Source organism: Burkholderia sp. MSMB1589WGS (assembly GCF_001636105.1).
Taxonomy (GTDB): Bacteria; Pseudomonadota; Gammaproteobacteria; order Burkholderiales; family Burkholderiaceae; genus Burkholderia; species Burkholderia humptydooensis.
The window spans coordinates 1214811-1233593 of record NZ_LNJT01000007.1 but is presented as its reverse complement, the minus strand read 5'-3'; the positions used below and the strand labels follow the sequence as shown (position 1 = coordinate 1233593).

The 18783-nt window shown below is 68.5% G+C and carries 10 protein-coding genes; 7 read left to right on the top strand and 3 right to left on the bottom strand.

Annotated elements, in window-relative coordinates:
- Position 1: 1 nt before the first annotated feature.
- From WT16_RS13640 to WT16_RS13620, 5 genes are read left to right on the top strand one after another with little or no spacing between them, the layout of a single operon-like run.
- Positions 2–1543: an LTA synthase family protein gene (locus WT16_RS13640; RefSeq protein WP_063533521.1), complete on the top strand. Its 1542-nt coding sequence runs from the start codon at positions 2–4 to the stop codon at positions 1541–1543.
- Positions 1540–9216, top strand: coding sequence for a type I polyketide synthase (locus WT16_RS13635; protein WP_063533520.1), 7677 nt, complete (start codon positions 1540–1542; stop codon positions 9214–9216). The genes WT16_RS13640 and WT16_RS13635 overlap by 4 nt, the downstream gene beginning before the upstream one ends.
- On the top strand, positions 9213–10127 hold the full coding sequence (locus WT16_RS13630) for a UDP-3-O-acyl N-acetylglycosamine deacetylase (protein ID WP_059930933.1): 915 nt from the start codon (positions 9213–9215) through the stop codon (positions 10125–10127). The genes WT16_RS13635 and WT16_RS13630 overlap by 4 nt, the downstream gene beginning before the upstream one ends.
- 39 nt (positions 10128–10166) lie before the next feature.
- Positions 10167–11489 carry an aminotransferase class I/II-fold pyridoxal phosphate-dependent enzyme gene (locus tag WT16_RS13625; protein ID WP_063533519.1) on the top strand — a complete coding sequence of 441 codons (1323 nt, stop codon included), beginning with the start codon at positions 10167–10169 and terminating at the stop codon, positions 11487–11489.
- Between the two features lie 8 nt (positions 11490–11497).
- Positions 11498–12232: a GNAT family N-acetyltransferase gene (locus WT16_RS13620; RefSeq protein ID WP_063533518.1), complete on the top strand. Its 735-nt coding sequence runs from the start codon at positions 11498–11500 to the stop codon at positions 12230–12232.
- A gap of 54 nt (positions 12233–12286) precedes the next feature.
- Here the strand turns inward: WT16_RS13620 and WT16_RS34900 are convergent, their stop codons facing one another.
- Positions 12287–13114 carry a hypothetical protein gene (locus WT16_RS34900; protein WP_231892060.1) on the bottom strand — a complete coding sequence of 276 codons (828 nt, stop codon included), beginning with the start codon at positions 13112–13114 and terminating at the stop codon, positions 12287–12289.
- A 162-nt stretch (positions 13115–13276) separates the two neighbouring features.
- Between WT16_RS34900 and WT16_RS34895 the strand changes: the two genes are divergently transcribed.
- Positions 13277–13804, top strand: a complete 528-nt coding sequence (locus tag WT16_RS34895) for a hypothetical protein (RefSeq protein WP_231892059.1) — start codon at positions 13277–13279, stop codon at positions 13802–13804.
- A gap of 435 nt (positions 13805–14239) precedes the next feature.
- Positions 14240–16282 carry a hypothetical protein gene (locus WT16_RS13610; RefSeq protein WP_063533517.1) on the top strand — a complete coding sequence of 681 codons (2043 nt, stop codon included), beginning with the start codon at positions 14240–14242 and terminating at the stop codon, positions 16280–16282.
- 15 nt (positions 16283–16297) lie between these two features.
- Here the strand turns inward: WT16_RS13610 and WT16_RS13605 are convergent, their stop codons facing one another.
- Positions 16298–17479: a sialidase family protein gene (locus WT16_RS13605; RefSeq protein ID WP_043282309.1), complete on the bottom strand. Its 1182-nt coding sequence runs from the start codon at positions 17477–17479 to the stop codon at positions 16298–16300.
- Between the two features lie 45 nt (positions 17480–17524).
- The gene (locus tag WT16_RS13600) at positions 17525–18736 is read right to left on the bottom strand and encodes a hypothetical protein (RefSeq protein WP_063533516.1); all 1212 of its coding nucleotides are present in this window, start codon (positions 18734–18736) and stop codon (positions 17525–17527) included.
- Positions 18737–18783: the final 47 nt, after the last annotated feature.

The window sequence follows — 18783 nt, the reverse complement described above, 5'->3', positions numbered from 1 at the left end:
CGTGAGCGGCGGGCTCGCGCTCATCTTCGCGATCGCGGCCGCGCTGTCGTTCGCCCTCGATGCGCTCGCGGCGCCGCGCGCGCCGTGGCGCCGGCCGATGGCGGCCGCCGCGCTGCACGCGCTCGCGTTCGCGTTCGTCGCGAGCTGCGTGCTGCTCGTGACGGCGCGCGTGCTGTTCTCGACGTTCGTCGCCGTCGCGCTCGTCGGCCTGATGGCCGTCGTCAGCAACGCGAAGCACGAATCGCTGCGCGAGCCGTTCGTGTTCACGGATCTGAGCCTCTTCAGCCAGTTGTTCTCGCATCCGCGTCTGTATCTGCCGTTCCTGAGCGCGGGCAAGGTCGCCGCGATCGCGGCCGGCGTCGCGCTGCTCGCGGCCGGCTACGCGGCCGAGACGCCGCTCGCGCCGCGGCCGTTCGCCGTGACGGCCGCGGCGATCGTCGCGTGCTTCGCCTGCGGCTGCGCGCTCGCGAGGCGCCTCTCGCGCACGCTCACGCTCGACGCGAGCGTCGACCAGCGGCGCCACGGGTTCTTCGCGACGTTCGTCGCCTATCTGCTGAACGGGCTGCGGCCCGCGACGCTGCGCGCGTTCGAGCGCGCGGCGGCGGCGAGCCCGTTCGCAACCGGCCGGGCCGCCGCGTTTCCCGACGTGATCGTGATCCAGAGCGAATCGTTCTTCGATGCGCGGCGCGCGGTGACGGGCATCGAGCCGTCGCTCTTCGCGCATTTCGATCGCGCGCGACGCGAGTCGACGTTTTACGGCGAGCTTGCGGTGCCCGCGTGGGGTGCCAACACGATGCGCACGGAATTCGCGATGCTGACGGGGCTGGCGTCCGAGCGGCTCGGCTATGCGCGCTTCTACCCTTACGCGTTCCTGCGCCGCGCGTGCGATTCGCTCGCCGGCTGGTTCCGGCGCGGCGGCTACCGGACGGTCGCGATCCATCCTTACCACGCGGATTTCTTCGGCCGCGACCGCGTGTTCCCGCTGATGCATTTCGAGCGTTTCCTCGACATCCGCCATTTCGCCGACGCGCCGCGCGCGGGCCCGTACGTCGCCGATGCGGCGGTCGCGGAGGCGCTGATCGCCGAGCTCGACGCGCCGCGCGCGAAGCCGCTCTTCGCGTTCACGATGACGATGGAGAACCACGGCCCGCTGCATCTGGAGGCGGTCGAGCCGGGCGAGTCGCGCGTGCGCCACGCGTTCGGCGACGGCGGCGAATGGCGCGATTTGACGGTTTACTTGCGCCATGTCGCAAATGCGGATGCAATGATCGGGCGACTGCTCGAGCATCTGCGCGCTCGGCGGCGCGACACGGTCGTGTGTTTCTACGGCGACCACGTCCCGGCGCTGCCGCACGTTTTCGGCAGGCTGGGCGTCGCGCCCGAGCGCAGCGACTACTTTATCTGGCGGAATTTCGGCGCGCCGGACGGCCATCGGCGAGATGCGCGCGTCGAAGAGCTCGGTTTGATCCTGCTTCGCGCGATCGAAGCGGAGGAGGCGGGCAGCCCCGCGGCGAATGCATCGGAAAAAACGACACAACGATGAATGTAAAGATTGCAATTGTTGGGATGGCGTGTCGCTTTCCCGGTGGCGTAGAGAATCCGGACGCGTTCTGGAGGCTGCTGTGCGACGAGCGCGACGCGGTCACCGAGGTGCCCGTCGAGCGCTTCGGCACGGACTTCCATCAGCATCCGTCGAAGCGCGAGCCGGGTAAAAGCTACACGTTCGCCGCGGGCGTGCTGGACAATGTTGCCGGCTTCGACGCGGCGTTCTTCGGCATTTCGCCGCGCGAGGCGACGCAGATGGACCCGCAGCAGCGCCTGCTGCTCGAGCTCGCATGGGAAGCGTTCGAGGATGCGGGCGTGCGGCCCGCCGACATGCGCGGGCGCAACTGCGGCGTGTACGTGGGCGTCGCGAGCCCGGACTACGGCAATCGCAGCATGGACGACCTGAACTCGGTCGATCCGTATTCGGCGACGGGCAACACGCTCAGCATCGCATCGAATCGCGTGTCCTATCTGTTCGACCTGCGCGGGCCGAGCATGTCGGTCGACACCGCGTGCTCGTCGTCGCTCGTCGCGCTGCATCAGGCGATCCGGGCGCTGCAGGCGGGAGAAGCGGAGCTTGCGCTCGCGGGCGGCGTGAACCTGCTCGCGCATCCGTTCGGCTTCGTCAGCTTCTCGAAGGCGTCGATGCTGTCGCCGCGCGGCCGCTGCCGCGCGTTCGACGCGACGGGCGACGGCTACGTGCGCGCCGAAGGCGGTGCGTTCGTGCTGCTCAAGCCGCTCGAGCGCGCACTCGCCGACGGCGACACGATCCATGCGGTGATCGCCGGCTCCGGCGTGAACTCGGACGGCTATTCGCCGGGCGGCATCAGCGTGCCCGGCGCCGCGACGCAGGCCGCGCTGCTGCGCGACGTGTACGCGCGCGCGGGTGTCGATCCGCTGTCGCTCGCGTATCTCGAAGCGCACGGCACGGGCACCGCGGTCGGCGATCCGATCGAGGCGCGCGCGCTGATCGAAGTCGCGGGCGCGCGGCGCCCCGAGCACGATCCGCTGCTGATCGGCTCGGTGAAGACCAACATCGGCCATCTCGAAACCGCATCCGGGATGGCGGGCCTCGTCAAGGCCGTGTGCTGCCTGAAGCACCGCGCGGTGCCGCGCTCGCTGCATTTCGAGACGCCGAACCCCAACATCGATTTCGCGGGCGGGCGGCTGCGCGTCGTCGATCGCCTGACGCCGCTCGACGCACGCGGCGCGCCGCTTGCGATCGGCGTCAATTCATTCGGCTTCGGCGGGACGAACGCGCACGTCGTGTTGATCGAGGCGCCCGCGGCGGCCGGTGGCGACGATGCAGCCGCGCGGAGCGCGCGCGGGGCGGCGGCCGACATCGACGCCGAAGACGCGCCGCCGCCGCTCGTGCTCACCGCGCGCGCGCCGCAGGCGCTCGCGGCGCTGGCCGCGCGCTACCTGCAGCGCGTCGACGACGGCTGCGCATGGCATGCGCTCGCCGCCAACGCGGTGCGGCGCAGGCAAGGGTTCGAGGAGCGCGCGGTGGTCGCGCCAGCGAACGTCGCCGAAGGTCGTGCGGCGCTCGCCGCGCTCGCGCAGGGCGGCGCGGCGGCGCCCGCGTGCGTCGCGCGCGCGCATGCGGCCGAGCCCGATGCGCGCGTCGCGCTTCTTTTTTCCGGCAACGGCTCGCAATGGGCGGGAATGGGGCGGCAACTGTACGCGGAAGATGCGGTGTTTCGCGCCGCGCTCGGCGAAATCGACGCATTGTGGTGCGCGGACGGCAGCGCGTCGCTCGTCGACGTGATGTGCGCGGGGGCGAGCGCGGAATGGCTCGCCGCGACCGAGCACGCGCAGCCGATGCTGTTCGCGATCCAGGTGGGGATCGTGCGTGTGCTCGACGCGCGCGGCGTGTACTTCGACCGGGTCGCGGGCCACAGCGTCGGCGAGATCGCCGCCGCGTGGGCGGCGGATGCGCTGTCGCTCGCGGACGCGGTGCGCGTGATCAAGATTCGCAGCCGCGCGCAGGCGCTGACCCGCGGCAGTGGGCGCATGGCCGCGGCGGGCGTCGGCGCCGCCGCCGCGCGCGCGCTGATCGCGCAGCTCGCGCTCGACGCGAGCGTCGAGATCGCCGGCGTGAACAGTCCGCAATCGGTGACGCTCGCGGGCCCGCTCGATGCGCTGCAGGCGATCGAGGCGGCGTTGCGCGCGAACGGCCAGTTCTTCCAGTTGCTCGATCTCGATTACGCGTTCCACAGCAAGCAGATGGAGCGGATCGAGCCCGTCGTGCTCGAGCAGCTCGCGGACCTCGCGCCGCGTGCGGGCACGGGCGCGTTCGTCTCGACGGTCACGGGCGAGCGCTTTCCGGGCGACGCACTCGGCGCGCATTACTGGTGGCGCAATATCCGTGAGCCGGTGCGCTTCGGCGACGCCATTGCGTCCATCGCGGCCGAAGGCATTCGTCTGTTCATCGAAATATCGCCGCACTCGATCCTGCGCACGTACGTGAAGCAGACGCTGAGCGCGATGAAGCTGTCCGGCACGACGCTGCCGACGCTCAAGCGCCAGCAGGACGGCGCGCAGATGCTGCGCCAGACGATCGCCGCGGCGCTCGCGCACGGCGCGCGGATCGATCCCGACCGCTTCGCGCCCGATACGCCGCGCGTCGCGCTGCCGACCTATCCGTGGCAGCGCGAGCGCTACTGGCTCGATCCGAGCCCCGAAGGCTACGGCCTCGTCAATCGCCGCCGCGCGCATCCGCTGCTCGGCTACCGGCTGCACGAGCACGCGTTCGCGTGGGAGAACCAGCTCGATCCAGTGCGCGTGCCGATGCTCGCCGATCACGTCGTCGACGGCGGCGTCACGTTTCCCGGCGCGGGCTACGTCGAGATGGCGCTCGCCGCCGCGTGCGCGTTCTTCGGCACGTCGGATTGCGCGGTCGAGAATCTCGAGATTCGCACGCCCGTCGTGTTTCAGTCGCAGCAGGCAAAGCTGTTCCGCTTCATGATCGAGCCGCGCACCGCGTCGTTCAGGATCGAGACGCGCGAGCGGATGTCCGATGCGCCGTGGGTCGAGAATGTCGTCGGCCGGCTGCTCGAGAGCGGCAATACGCTTGCCGCGTCGAGCGCCGCGTCGCCCGAGACGCTCGCGCGCCTCGATGCGCAGCCCGCGTCGAGCGCCGACGCGCTGTACGACGGCGCAGCCGCGCTCGGCCTCGCATACGGCCCCGCGTTCCGCTGGGTGCGCGCGCTGCGGATCGCGGGCGACGCGGCGCTCGCCGACGTCGCCGCGCCGCCCGCGTGCGGCGACGCCGCCGAGCTCGCCGCGTACCTGCTGCATCCGGCGCTGATGGACAGCGGCTTCCATCCGCTTTTCGCGCTGCTCGCGCAAAGCGGCGGCCGCGACGCGCGTGCGCGGCGCGCGGCGTACGTGCCGGTGCGGATCGGCCGCATCGATTTCCTGCGCGGCGACGTCGTCGCGCGCGTGCTTGCGCGCATCGAGCGGCGCAATCCGCATTCGATCGTCGCGTCGTTCGATTTTCTCGACGCGAGCGGCGCGATCGTCGCGCGTCTCGCCGCATGCCGGTTTCGTCGCGTCGATCTCGTCGGCCGCCGGCTGAATCCGCCTGCGCGCTTCGTCTACGCGCTCGACGCGAAGCCGCTGCCCTCGGCGTTCGACGCAAGCGCGCTGCCCGCGCCGGCGCGGCTCGTCGAGAGTGCGGCCGCGACGCTTGCGTCGCGCGAGGATCTCGGGCGACGCACGAGCCATCTGACCGAGATGCTGCCGCTCTTCGACGTGCTCGCGAGCGCCTATGCGCTGCGCGCGCTCGATGCGATCGACGCGTTCCGGCAGCCCGTGCCGCCCGCCGACGAGCGCGCGGGGCTCGTCGCGCGTCTGGCGTCGATGCTCGTCGAGGACGGGCTCGCGCAATGGGCGGGCACGCGTCTTGCGCGCAACGACGCCGCGTGCGCGTCGCTGCCCGCGCTCGACGAGCTGTGGCGCGGCTTGCTTGCCGAATCGCCCGCGCACGTCGCGGAGCTGACGCTGCTCGCGCACTGCGGCGCGTCGCTGCCCGCCGTGTTGCGCGGCGAGATGGCCGCCGCGCAGGTGCTGTCGCCGACGGGCGGCAGTCTCGTCGATCACTTCCATGACGCGTCGCCGACGTGGAGCCACGCGCATGCGTTGATCGCGGCGTGCGTCGGGCAGGCGCTCGCCGCCTGGCGCGAGCCGCGCCGGCTGCGCGTGCTCGAGATCGGCGCGCCGGATCGCGACGTGCTGAGTCCTGTCGGCGGCGCGCCGTGCGCCGCGCGCTGCGACCATACGATCGCCGGCACGCCGCAGCAGCTCGCGGGCTTCGACGCGGCCGCGCATCCGTCGGTGCGGACGATCGCGCTGCAAACGGGCGAAAGCGTCGCGCTCGCGGCCGAAGACCGCACCCCTTACGACGTCGTGCTGATCGATCGCGCGCTCGCCGCGCAGCAGGACCCGCTCGCATTCCTGAGCGTCGTGTTCGAGCGGCTCGCGCCGGGTGGTCTCGTCGTGCTCGTGGAGGCGCGCGGCAGCCGCTTCTCGGACATCGTGTTTTCGCTCGCGGCGGGCGGCGGCGCGGGCGGCGCGCCAGCCGCGCCGCTCGCGCCCGCGGAAATCCAGTCGCTGCTCGCGCACGCGGGCTTTCGCGACGTCGCGCGCCATCTCGAGCAATCGCTCGATCTCGAGGGCGCGCCGACGTTCATGCTCGCGCGCAAGCCCGCGGCGAAGGCGGGCGACGCGCGCGAGGCGCTCGACGGCGGCGTGTGGGACAGCCTCGACACCGCCGCGTATGCGCAGCGCTGGCTCGTCGCGACGGGCGACGGCGGCGATGCGAGCGCGGCGCTCGCCGGCGCGCTCGCGAGCACCGGCTGCTATGCGGAGGCCGTGTCGCTGCAGCGAATGGCCGAGATCGTCGCGCTCGCGTCGCCCGCGCAGCCGCATCATCTGGTGTTCGTCGCGCCCGACGCGCCGCCCGCCGGCGATGCGGACATCGACGGCGCGGCGATGATGCGCGCGCAGCATGCGGGCGTCGTCGCGCTCGCGCGGCTCGTGCGCGAGCTCGGCGTGGTCGATGCGACGGCGCGCGTGCGGCTGTCGATCGTCACGCGCGGCGGCGCGCCGTTCGCGCTCGAGGCGCCGCTCGATCCGACGCACGCGGGCCTCTGGGGGCTAGGCCGCGTGCTCGCGAACGAGCATCCCGAATTGTCGTGCCGGCTGATCGACGTGCATCCCGACTGCGACGCGCCGCTCGACGCGCTCGTGCGCGAGCTGCTCGCCGACGACGCGGAGGAAGAGGTGCTGCTCGCGCCGCGCGGGCGCCTCGTGCCGCGCATGCTGGGCGCCGCGCAGATCGATGCGCGCGCGGCCGACGCGATCGGCGAGCGGCCGCCGGCGGCGCTCGCGTTCGACGTGCCGGGGTCGCTGCGCAATCTCGAATGGTTCGCGCAGCCCGCGCGCGAGCTCGAGCCCGACGAAGTCGAGATCGAGCCAGTCGCGACCGGCCTGAACTTCCGCGACGTGATGTATGCGATGGGACTGCTGTCCGACGAGGCGGTCGAAACGGGCTTCGCCGGCGCGACGATCGGCATGGAGCTCGCGGGGCGCGTCGTGCGCGTGGGCCGCGACGTCGACGGCTTCGCGGCCGGCGACGCGGTGCTCGGCTTCGCGAGCGCGTCGTTCGCGACGCGCGTCGTGACGCGCGCGGCCGCTATCGCGCACAAGCCGTCGCGGCTGTCGTTCGAGGAAGCGGCGACGATTCCGACCACGTTCTTCACCGCTTACTACGCGCTCGCGGAGCTCGCGCGGCTGCGCCGCGGCGAGCGCGTGCTCGTGCACGGCGCGGCGGGCGGCGTCGGCATCGCGGCCGTCCAGCTCGCGCGCCACTTCGGCGCCGAAGTGTTCGCGACCGCGGGCAGCGGCGAGAAGCGCGAGTTCGTGCGGCTCATCGGCGCCGACCATGTGCTCGATTCGCGCAGCCTGTCGTTCGCCGACGAGATCCTCGCGCTGACGGGCGGCGAAGGCGTCGACATCGTGCTCAACTCGCTCGCGGGCGAGGCGATGGTGCGCGGCATCGACACGCTGCGCCCGTTCGGCCGCTTCCTCGAGCTCGGCAAGCGCGACTTCTACGAGAACAGCTACATCGGCCTGCGGCCGTTTCGCAACAACATCAGCTACTTCGGCATCGACGCCGACCAGTTGATGGGCGCGCGCGCCGATCTGACCGCGCGCCTGTTCGGCGACGTGATCGCGCTCTTCACCGAAGGCACATTGCATCCGCTGCCGTATCGCGCGTTTCCTGCCGCGCGCGTCGAGGACGCGTTCCGCTACATGCAGCAGGCGCGGCAGATCGGCAAGGTGCTCGTCACGTATCCGGCGGGCACGCCCGCGCCGACGCGCGGCGTCGCGCCCGCGCAGGCGCCGTCGCTGCGGCTCGATCCGCATGCCGCGTATCTCGTCGTCGGCGGCACGGGCGGGCTCGGCTTCGCGAGCGCGCGCTGGATGGTGTCGCGCGGCGCGCGGCATCTGACGCTCGCGAGCCGCGGCGGGGCGCTCGCCGAACCGCTGCGCGACGAAGCCGAGCGGTGGCGCAGCGAGCTCGGCGTCGCGACGCACGTCGTCGCGTGCGATGCGACCGATGCGGCGGCGCTCGCGCGCACGATCGGCGAGATCGACGCGCGCGGCACGCCGCTGAAGGGCGTGCTGCATTCGGCGATGCACATCGACGACGGCCTCGTGCGCAATCTCGACGACGAACGTTTCGCCGCGGTGCTCGCGCCGAAGGTCGCGGGCGCGTGGAACCTGCATCGCGCGACGCGCGAGCGCGCGCTCGACTTCTTCGTCGTCTATTCGTCGGCGACGACCTATCTCGGCAATCCGGGGCAGGCGAGCTACGTCGCCGCGAACAGCTTCGTCGAGGCGCTCGTCGAAGAGCGCCGCGAGGCGGGCCTGCCGGGCACGTTCATGGCGTGGGGGCCGCTCGAGGACGTCGGCTTTCTCGCGCGCAACGCCGATACGCGCGAGGCGCTGCAGACGCGGATCGGCGGCGTGTCGATCACCTCGGACGAGGCGCTCGCCGCGCTCGAGCGCGTGCTGATCGCGGGCGACGCGGGCGAGGCCGTCGTGCGGCTCGACTGGCACGCGGTGTCGCGCGGGATGCCCGCGGCCGACGCGCGCCGCTACGCGCTCCTGCGCGCGCGCGGCGCGAACGAGCCCGCGCGCGACGGCGGCACGCGGTTGCGCGCGCAAGTGGCGGCGCTCGCGCGCGACGAGGCGGTCGGCGTCGTCGAAGAGAATCTGCGCGCGCAGATCGCGCACATCCTGCATTTGTCGCCCGAGCGGATCGAGCTCGACAAGTCGGTGCTCGAGATGGGCATGGATTCGCTGATGGGCATGGAGCTCGGGATGGCGGTCGAGGAGACGTTCGAGGTCAAGCTGTCGGTGATGGCGATCGCGGACGGCGCAACCGTGCGTTCGCTCGCCGGGCGGATCGTCGACATGATCTCGGGCGCGGCGGCCGGGCAGCCGGGCGCGGGCGAAGGCGACGACGCGCGGCGCGCGACGGTCGCCGCGATCGCCGCGCAGCATGCGTTCGACGGCGACGCGCGCCGGGCGCTGAACGTCGGCGACGACAAGCCTGCCGACGCCGCGCCGGCCGCGCCGAAGACGCTGGTGACCGCATGAGCGCGCCGGCCGGCTGGCACGCGCGCGAAGGCACGCTCGCGCGCGAGCTCGCGCTGTCGGGGCACGGGCTGCACACCGGGCGGCGCGTGCGCGTGCGGATCGTGCCCGCCGACGGCGGCGCGCGCACGCGCGGCGTCGTGTTCCGGCGCATGCGGGACGGCCGCGTGCTCGCGACGCTCGCGGCCGGCCCGGCGCTGCGCCGCGCGCAGCCGCTATGCACGATGCTGCGCAACGCGGACGGCATCGGCGTGCGCACGGTCGAGCATCTGCTCGCGTCGCTGCTCGCGTGCGAGATCGATCACGCGACGGTCGAGCTCGACGCGGAGGAAGTGCCGATCCTCGACGGCAGCGCGCGGCCGTGGGTCGACGCGCTGCGCGCGTGCGGCCGCGCGGCGCTGCCGGCGCCGAAGCGCTTCATCCGCGTGCTGAAGCCTGTCGTCGTGACGGATGGCGGCGGCGACGCGCGCCGCGAGATGCGCGTCGAGCCCGCCGCGCGCTACGAGCTCAGCGTGCGCAACGATCTGAAAGGCTTCGGCGACATGCACTGGAGCGGCGTGCTGACGCCCGACGTGTTCGCCGCCGAGATCGCGCCGTCGCGCTCGTATGGGCGCGTCAAATGGGCGATTCCCGCGATCGTGGCCGGCTACCTGCGCGGCGTGCCGATCCTGCGCGGCGCGCGGCCGTCGTGCACCGCGTCGATCGTTGGCTCGCGCGTCGTCGGCGGCCTGCGGCAGCCGGACGAGTTCGTCCGCCATCGCGTGCTCGACCTGATCGGCGATCTCGCGCTCGCGGGCGCGCCGCTGCTCGGCCGCGTGTCGGCGTTCCGGCCGAGCCACGAGATGAACTTCCGGCTCGTCGAGGCGCTGCTGTCGACGGCCGGCGCCTGGGAATGGGCCGAGTTCGTCGCGTAATATGTGAGCTTCATTGACGAAAACGGGCGAATTGTTCAGATGGGATTGGGTGATCACCTGCGCCAGCAACTCGCGGCGAAAGCACTGAAACGGCAACTGGACCGCGTGTCCGACGACGGCGCCGCGCGCCGCGCGCCGCCTTCCGCCTCCCTCCACGCGACGGGCGATCCGCGCAGTTGGTTCGAGGCGATGCCGCAATACCAGCAGGTCAAGATCATCCGCGAGATGGGCGAGAAGCTGCGCGTCGAATCGCCGTTCTTCCGCGTGCACGAGGGCGTCGCCGGCGCGACGACGCACATCGGCGGCCGCGAATACCTGAACTACGCGAACTACAACTACCTGGGACTCGCGGGCGACCCCGTCGTGTCGGCGTGCGCGAAGGACGCGATCGACCGCTACGGCACGTCCGCGTCGGCGAGCCGGATGGTCGCGGGCGAGCGGCCCGTGCAGCGCGAGCTCGAACGCGGCCTCGCGTCGTTCTACGAGACCGACGACTGCGTCGTGTTCGTGAGCGGCCATGCGACGAACGTGACCGTGATCGGCTCGCTGTTCGGCCCGGGCGACCTCGTCGTGCACGACGCGCTCGCGCACAACAGCATCGTGCAGGGCGCGCAGTTGAGCGGCGCGAAGCGGCTGAGCTTCGCGCACAACGACTGGCGCGCGCTCGACGCGCTGCTCGCGCGCGTGCGGCGCGAATACCGGCACGTGCTCGTCGCGATCGAGGGGCTCTACAGCATGGACGGCGATTTGCCGGACCTCGCGCGCTTCGTCGAGATCAAGCGGCGCTACGGCGCGTTCCTGATGGTCGACGAGGCGCATTCGCTCGGCGTGCTCGGCGCGCACGGCAAGGGCATCCGCGAGCACTGCGGCGTGCCGTCGGCCGACGTCGATCTGTGGATGGGCACGCTGAGCAAGGTGCTCGCCGGGTGCGGCGGCTTCATCGCCGGCTGCCAGCCGCTCATCGACATCCTGCGCCATCTCGCGCCGGGCTTCCTGTACAGCGTCGGGCTGTCGCCCGTGCTCGCGGCCGCGTCGCTCGCCGCGCTCGAGCGCCTGCAGGCCGAGCCGCAGCGGATCGCGACGTTGCGCGAGCGCGGGCTGCAGTTCCTCACGCAGGCGCGCGACGCCGGCCTCAACACGGGCACGAGCGAAGGCTACGCGGTCGTGCCCGTCATCACCGGCAGCTCGCTGAAGGCCGCGCAATGGGCGAATGCGCTCTTCGACGAAGGCATCAACGTGCAGCCGATCTTCTATCCGGCCGTCGAAGAGAAAGCCGCGCGACTGCGCTTTTTCATCTGCTCGACGCACGAGCCCGAGCAGATCGAGCGCACGATCGCGGCGCTCGTGCGGCTCGCGCGCTGAGCGCGGCGATGGCGATTCCGCCTGCCGACGGCGAGCGCCGCGCTTCGAGCGAAGCCGCGCCGCGCTCGTCGCCGTGGCGTTTCCGTGCGGCCGCGGCGAGCGACGCGCACGCGTGCGCGCCGCTCGTGTTCGAATCGGGCGTGCGCGAATTCGGCTACTTCCTCGGCGAGCCGCCCGCGCGATGCATCGCGTTTCTCGCATTCGCGTTCGCGTCCAAGCACGGGCGCTTTTCGTGGCGGCGCCATCGTGTCGCGGTCGGCGACGGCGGTGCGGTGAGCGCGGTGCTCGCCGCGCACGACGGGCGCGCGAGCGCGTTCGACGATCTGCACGTCGCATGGATGCTGCTGCGATTCTTCGGCCCGGCGCGCACGATCCGGATGCTCTTGCGCGGGCTCGTGCTCGAAAGCGAGCTGCCCGCGCCGAAGCGCTCGCAAACGCTGATCGCGCATTGCGCGACCGATGCGCGCGTGCGCGGCTGCGGCGCGTTCAGCGCGCTGTTTGAAGATGCGGTGCGCGGCGGTCTCTTTCGCGCGGAACCGGGCAGGGAAGTCGTGCTCGACGTGCTGACGAGCAACGTGCGCGCCCGCACGCTCTACGAGCGTCTCGGCTTCGTCGAGATGCCGCGCTCGCGGCCGAGGTCCGCGCGCCTGCCGGGCGAGCTCGCGTCGGTGCGGATGCGCTTCGGCGGTGCGGCGCGGCGAAGCGTCGCCTCAGGCGCGTGGCGTGCGCTGAAGCCTGAATGAAGAAGCCAGTAACCGGCGGCAAGCGGCGGGCATGCGGCGCGCGGACTTCGCCGATCACTTCAGATTCCAGCAGCTCCCGTTGAAATACGCATCGACAGGCACGTTCTGCGCGGCCGTCGCCGCGTTGCAGAGATTGCCGCCCGTCGTGAAGCTCGCCGTGCCCTTCGTCGGAATCAGCTTCAGCGTGCGGCCGTTCCATGTCGGCCTGATCGCGCTGATCTTCACGTTGCCGGTCAGCATCACGACGGGCGCCGTGTGCACGTCGATCGTCGCGGCGCTCGCGACCGTCGCGGGCGCGGTATCGATGCCGAGGTTCGACGACACTACGCTGTCGCCCGTCGGCGCGCCGGAGATCGGCGTTCCCGAGCCGCTGAAGTCGTTGCCGCTGACGAGCCCGCCCGCGTTGTTGCCGGCAAGCACGATGCCGTGCTGCGGCGCCGCCTTGAAGAGCCCGCCGCAACTGCCGCCGAGTTCGGAATTGCGCACCGCGTACGCGCTCACGTTCGGGCCGTAGACGATGTTCGCCGCCGCGCCGCCGCCGCGGCCGTTGCCGCAGAAGCGGCTCGCGTCGAACGTGACGAACGTGCCCGCCTTGACGTTCGCGCCGTTCGACGCGCCGTTGTAGTTGCGCAGCCCGTTGAAATGGATCTCCGACACGAGCCCGCCGCCCGTGTTCCTGATCAGGATGTTGTCCGACTGCGCGGATGCGGTCCAGCACGCGCTGCATTCGAGCCCTTCGACGCGCGCGCTCGGCGCGCGCGTATCGATCTCCAGCGCGTTGACCGCGTTCGTGTCGCCGACGTACGTGTTGTTCAGGCTCGCCCATGCGACCCACTGATTCGCGCCGGGGGCGATCTGCGTGCCGATCTTCGTCATTTGCATGTCGGATTCGGTGACGAGTAGGCCGCCCGCATCGAGCACCTGCATCGCGGCGTCGCCGGGATGTGAAGGGTCGCCGATGACGGTCGTATTCGAGATGCGCGCGTCGACTGTTCCGCCGTACGTCGTGAGTGCACCGATCCGAATTCCTATGCTGCCCGCACTATGGATGCTGCTGATGATTGTCTGATCGACGAGGGCTTGATTGCCGTTCAGGTCGATGCCGATGAATGGTCCCTGGATATTGACATCTGCGATCACGGGGGCGTTCACGTTTCTAACCGCGATCGTCGCACCTCGCGTATTTTGACCGGATGCAGATGCGTTGATATAGAGATCACGGATCGCTGCGCCATTGCCGGCAAGCAAGATCATCGGGTCCAGGTTCACGACGCCCGCCGACAAGTTCGCGGTTTGCCCATGCGTGCCGGCGAGCGTAACGTTATCCAGCACGCTGACAGTACCTGTAATTACGCAATGTGTGTTCGACAACGGCAGATTCACGACGGCAGGGGCGACGCTCGCTGCATATGCGAGCGCATGGTTGAGCGCTGCTGTGTCATCGTTCGATCCGTTGCACAACATGCCAAAGTCGGCGCCGTTTACGATATCCGCCAGTTTTGCCGAAAATGCCCGGGGTATGCTGCCCGTGCCTTTCTGCTGAAAGTACATCTCGCCCGCCGCGTGGGGTGACGGCTGGTCGACCACGGCGTGCGCTCCGTAGGATGCCGGATTGTTCGGGAGCACCGGAGCCAAGGGGGCGGACTGTGCTTCCGCGAACATGGGAGACATGCTGATCGACATCAGAATGATGAGAACAATTTTCATCATCATCTGCTCCTGAGACATGGATACAATCGCGGTGCCGAGAGATTGCGGCCGATAGCGGCATTTTATGATGATAAGGCGGCCATATTTCGTCAGGTTGTCCGTGCGTGCTCCGGATCGGAGCCTGGACACATGGCAGTCGCTTTCGCATGAGCAGTACAACATACGGTCCATCGCTAAGTGGACGCAATGCGCTCGAAGGACGGAGCGCATTGGACAAATGACGCGCTTTTCTTTTGTGTCAGAATCCCGCTCTATTCAGTCAAGCACGCGCGGCAATAATTATGAGGATTTCCTGCGATGAAGGGGAAGAGTAAGGTATTTGCCGGCCGTGTCATTTTCGATCATGTGCAGAAGACGGCTGGGCAAGCAGTCAACGCATGGTTGAGCAAGATGCTTGGACCGGGATGTGTGACGCCGAACCTGATCGGAAGCCATCGGGACTTGATTCGGCGCTACGGTGGCGAGTACTCCGTCATTTCGGCGCATATCGATTTCCAGGGAACAGGGCTCGACCCGCGGTATCAATATTTGACATGCTTGCGGGAGCCAATCGATCGTGCGATTTCCTGGCTCTTCTTTTTGCTGAACAACCACGATGCAAACATGCTACCGGGCCTTTGGGAGCAGGCGGAGCGTTTCGTCGCGGGGCTGGGTGAGCCGTGCGACGATTTCTGCGCCGAGATCGAGCGCTCGTTTGATCCAAGCTTCATCAAAGATATCAGGAATCCGTACGTCGAACACTTCTCTGCCATAGCCGGCACGATGTCGCGTACCGACGATGAGAAAATTGCTGCGGCGCTTTCGAGCGTCGAGCAATATGACGTGTATGGGTTTTATGAGGACTTGCCAGCTTTTTTGTCGGATGTTTCCACATTGATCGGTTTGCCCGCACCACGTCATATCGAAAAAGTCAACGCGACACGCGCGCGGCCGGGAATCGGGCAAATCACGCCGATGCAGCGCAAGCAACTCGAAATGTTGAATGCACTCGATATCGAGTTCTACAGCCTGTTGCGCTCACGTTGGCAGCGGGAGCGCGCGAACCGTACCATTGTTGCCGCCCCCGACGTCGCACGTTGGCTGCCATATGAGCCGGCGACGAACCGCGCGTTTTCGACACCTGAATTCTCGCTGCTGTCGGCGACGCTCGAAGGCGGCGATACATACTTGCATGGACAGATCATGCGTTTTAATGTCGTGTTCTCAATCAACATCGATGTCGCCGAACTGGGAGTCGGAATTGAGATCACGGACGGAGACGGGCGAATCGCTTTCGGTTGCAGCAATTCATTTTTGAAACGGCCACTTGTGGATTTGAAACGCGGAACATACTGTGCGCGTTATTACCTCGGTGCAGATCTTCCAGAAGGACAGTACGTAGCCGGCCTCGCATTCTGCGACAATCGCGATAGGCGTAACAATGAACTGGCATATCATAAGAAGCTTATTTCATTCAATGTCGTGATGCCACGCGTGATGCCGAGCGTCGGTTACATGAGCTTGCCGGCGGATTTCGATTGTCATCGGACAGGTGACGCGGTGTCGGCAGAGATCCACGATGCCGCGGGCTGCTTATATTCTGATGCAGTGGCAGATCAGTTGGCAGCCGGCGAAACATTTGAACTGCCCGTGCAGTTGACGAACGCGTCGACGCAAACCTGGGTCAGCTCGATGCTCAATCCGATTTATCTTTCGTATCGCTGGTTCGACTATGCCGGTTGCGTTGTTGCGTCCGATCCAAAGCGGATGCCGCTGCCCGTGAGTTTTGTCGCGCCGGGCGAGACATTGACCCTACCGATGAGTGTTGCCGTACCGGACGTTCGGGGCCGCTATCGGCTCGTCGCGACACTGATGTTCGATGATAAAGGCTGGTTCGACGAATATGGATTTACTCCACTGTCCCTCGAACTCACAGTGACGGACGCAAATGCCCCAAGGATTTATCGAGGCGCGGATGTTCGTTTGCACACACAGGTCGGTCATCGTCAAATGGGTGCAATGACGAGCAGCGGACAGGAGGGGTTTCTTCTGTTTGGCCCTTACGTGTCGCTCCCGGCGGGCTATTACGTCGTGAGTATCGAGGGTTGCTGCGAATTCCCGGCCGGCAGTTGGATGGATATCGTGTGTGATCGTGGTACGCACGTGCTGATGCGCCATGACGTGATGCCTGGCGAGAAGGGCGGTTCAATTGCTCACTTTGACTTCGAGCTTGCGTCCTCGGCGAATGACTTGGAAATTCGCGTTTGGGTATCCGCAAGCGCGAAAGTGCGCATCGATATGCTAAGGATCGAGCGGCTTATGGGGCAGCATGAGGCGGATCTCATGACAGCAGTCGGTTGACATTTCCCCAATCCGCTAGTGCTCGTGCTGCGAGCGAGCCGAGTTCCTCGCGCTTTGACGCGCGTGCCTGAAATCGCGCACCCGCACGAACGTCACGTAGTTCGAATCGTGCTGGCTGTGCGCGCCGCCTTCGCCGTCGTCGAACGCCATGCGCACGACCGCGATGATGTCGTCGCCGTCGAATTGCCAATCCGCGTACTGGAAGCCGTGCCGTTGCGAATCCGCGCTTTGCAGCAGCGTGCGTTCGACGCTCCAGTGGCGCAGGTCGGGCGACGACGTCAGCGCGAGCGTGTTTCTCACGCGCTCCAGATTCGCGCTGCCGTCGGCGTTCGGCACCGCGTTCGCGAGCGACCAGTAGCGGCCCGAGCGGGCGTCGAAGCGGATCGTGAACTTCTTGCCGCCGCCGGGAAAGTCGATGAAATCGTGCGCCGGATCGAACGACAGCGACCGGCCGTCCGCCAGCATGTGAACGAGCGCGACCTTTTCCGGCCCGTGCTTCGTGTTCACGCGCAGCACGACGGCCGGCTCGCGAGCGTCCGTCGCCACGACGCTGCCTTCTTCCCACGTCAGGAAATTGTTGTCGAGCCACGCATGGTCGGACGGCAGCGGCTTCGTCGCGCGCCAGTTGCGCGTGTCGAGCAGATCGCCGTCGACGGGCGCGGACATCACGAGCGAGCGCAGGTCGCCGCCTTCGATCACTTCGAACGCGCGCCACACGCGGCCGCGCTCGACGAGCACCGGCACGGGCGCCGTGATGTAGCGGCCGCTCACGTCGAAGCGGCCGGTCAGCGCGTCGTTGGGCGTCGTCCACGTCGCGCCGCCGTCGGTCGAGCGGCGGATCACCGGCGTGCCCATCGAGCGATCGGTGCCCATCAGGTAGAGCGCGCCGTCGACGACGAAGAGCGACGACCAGTATTGGCCGGTCACGACGCTCAGCTTTTCCCAGGTCTGCCCCTTGTCGTGCGACGCGAACACGCGCACTTCGTCGGGCAGCGCGGCCGGGCCGAACATGTCGTGCGACGCGACGTAGGTGCCGTCAGGCAGGATCGCGAGCGACGGCGAGCCGAGGAACACGCGCGTCGCCGCCGCGCTGTGCGCGACGATATTGCCGGGCGGCGCGGCGGGCGGCACTTGCGCGGCCGACGATGCAACGACGCACGCGCAGAACAGGCAGGCCAGCCTCCAGCGGGTTGTCATCATCGATATTCTCCTTTGCGTAGCGGCGCGTGTGCGCGGCAAAGGCTAAGGTCCCGATGCGCCGGCCGCGCTCAGCCACCCGGTACCGGTACCAGGCCGTTCACGGCGCTCGGGCAAGCGCTCGGCGTGCCCGGCGACGACGACGAACATCAGCAGCGTGAGCCATAGCATGCCGTATAGCGCGTGAAACTTGAAGAGGAGGAGCGGCAGCAGATACAGCAGCAGGCGCCGGCGGCTGCGCCGCCGGAACAGCATGAACAACGTGCCGAAGAACGCGGCAACGCCGGCGATGCCGGTCGCGAACAGCAGATACACGTAGAACGAACTGTCGCGCACCTGGTAGCCGCGCAAGTGCGTCTTGCCGACGTTGTTCCGTTCGTCCCAGAAGAGGCCGCTGCCGAACACGCCTGTGAGCGCGTCCCGCTCGCGCAGCTCGCGCAGCACGAGCGTGCGGCTGCCCACTGCGTCGTAGTCGGCGGATTGATTCACGCGCTTGTCGTACACGCCGTACATCGCCGGCGCGATCGCGAGCGCGACCGCGGCGATCACGAGCTTGATCCGGATCGACGTGCGTCCCGCGAGGAAGTGCACGCCGCCGAGCAGCGCGCAGATGACGATCGCTGCGATCGAGAACGACAGCAGCGCGGTTGCGAACGCGACGATCGCAGCCGCCGTCGCGCGCCGCTTCGCGAGCAGCAGGACGGCGCCCGCGGGCACGACTGTCATTGCGTAGAACGACGGTTCCGAATACAGGCCGAGCGCACGGATCGAGATGAGACTGTCGCTCAGCGCCTTCGTCGCATAGAGCGCTTCCGAATCGCTCTCGCGGATGTAGCTGTCGAAATCGATGAAATGGCCGAAGGCGAGGTAGAAGCCGAGCTGCACGACGAAGAACGCCGCGTGCACGTAGATCAGCGTTTCGCACGTCCGCTCGAGCGAGCGCATCGACAGCACGCCGCTTGCGAACATCCAGAATGCGAGCGCGACGTAGGTTTCGATCAGCACGAACTTGACGAAGAAGTTCGCGTAGAAATCGCCGAACGCCGACACGATGAATGCGATGCTCACGCAAAGCGTCCAGTATGCGGCGATCGCGGGCAGACGTTGCTGGCGCGCGAACAGCGTCGGCGCGCGCAACAGCGCGAGGAGGGCGAGCAGCGCGTAGGCCGCGAAGGTCGCGCGCACGCTGAACGCGTTCAGCGAGAAGAAGCAGGCGCTGGCGGCGAAGAGCAGGGTGGGAACGCTCGCGCGTCGCATGAAGACTCCGTGGTTCGTCGGTCGTGCGCGGTGGCGTTTCAACGCGA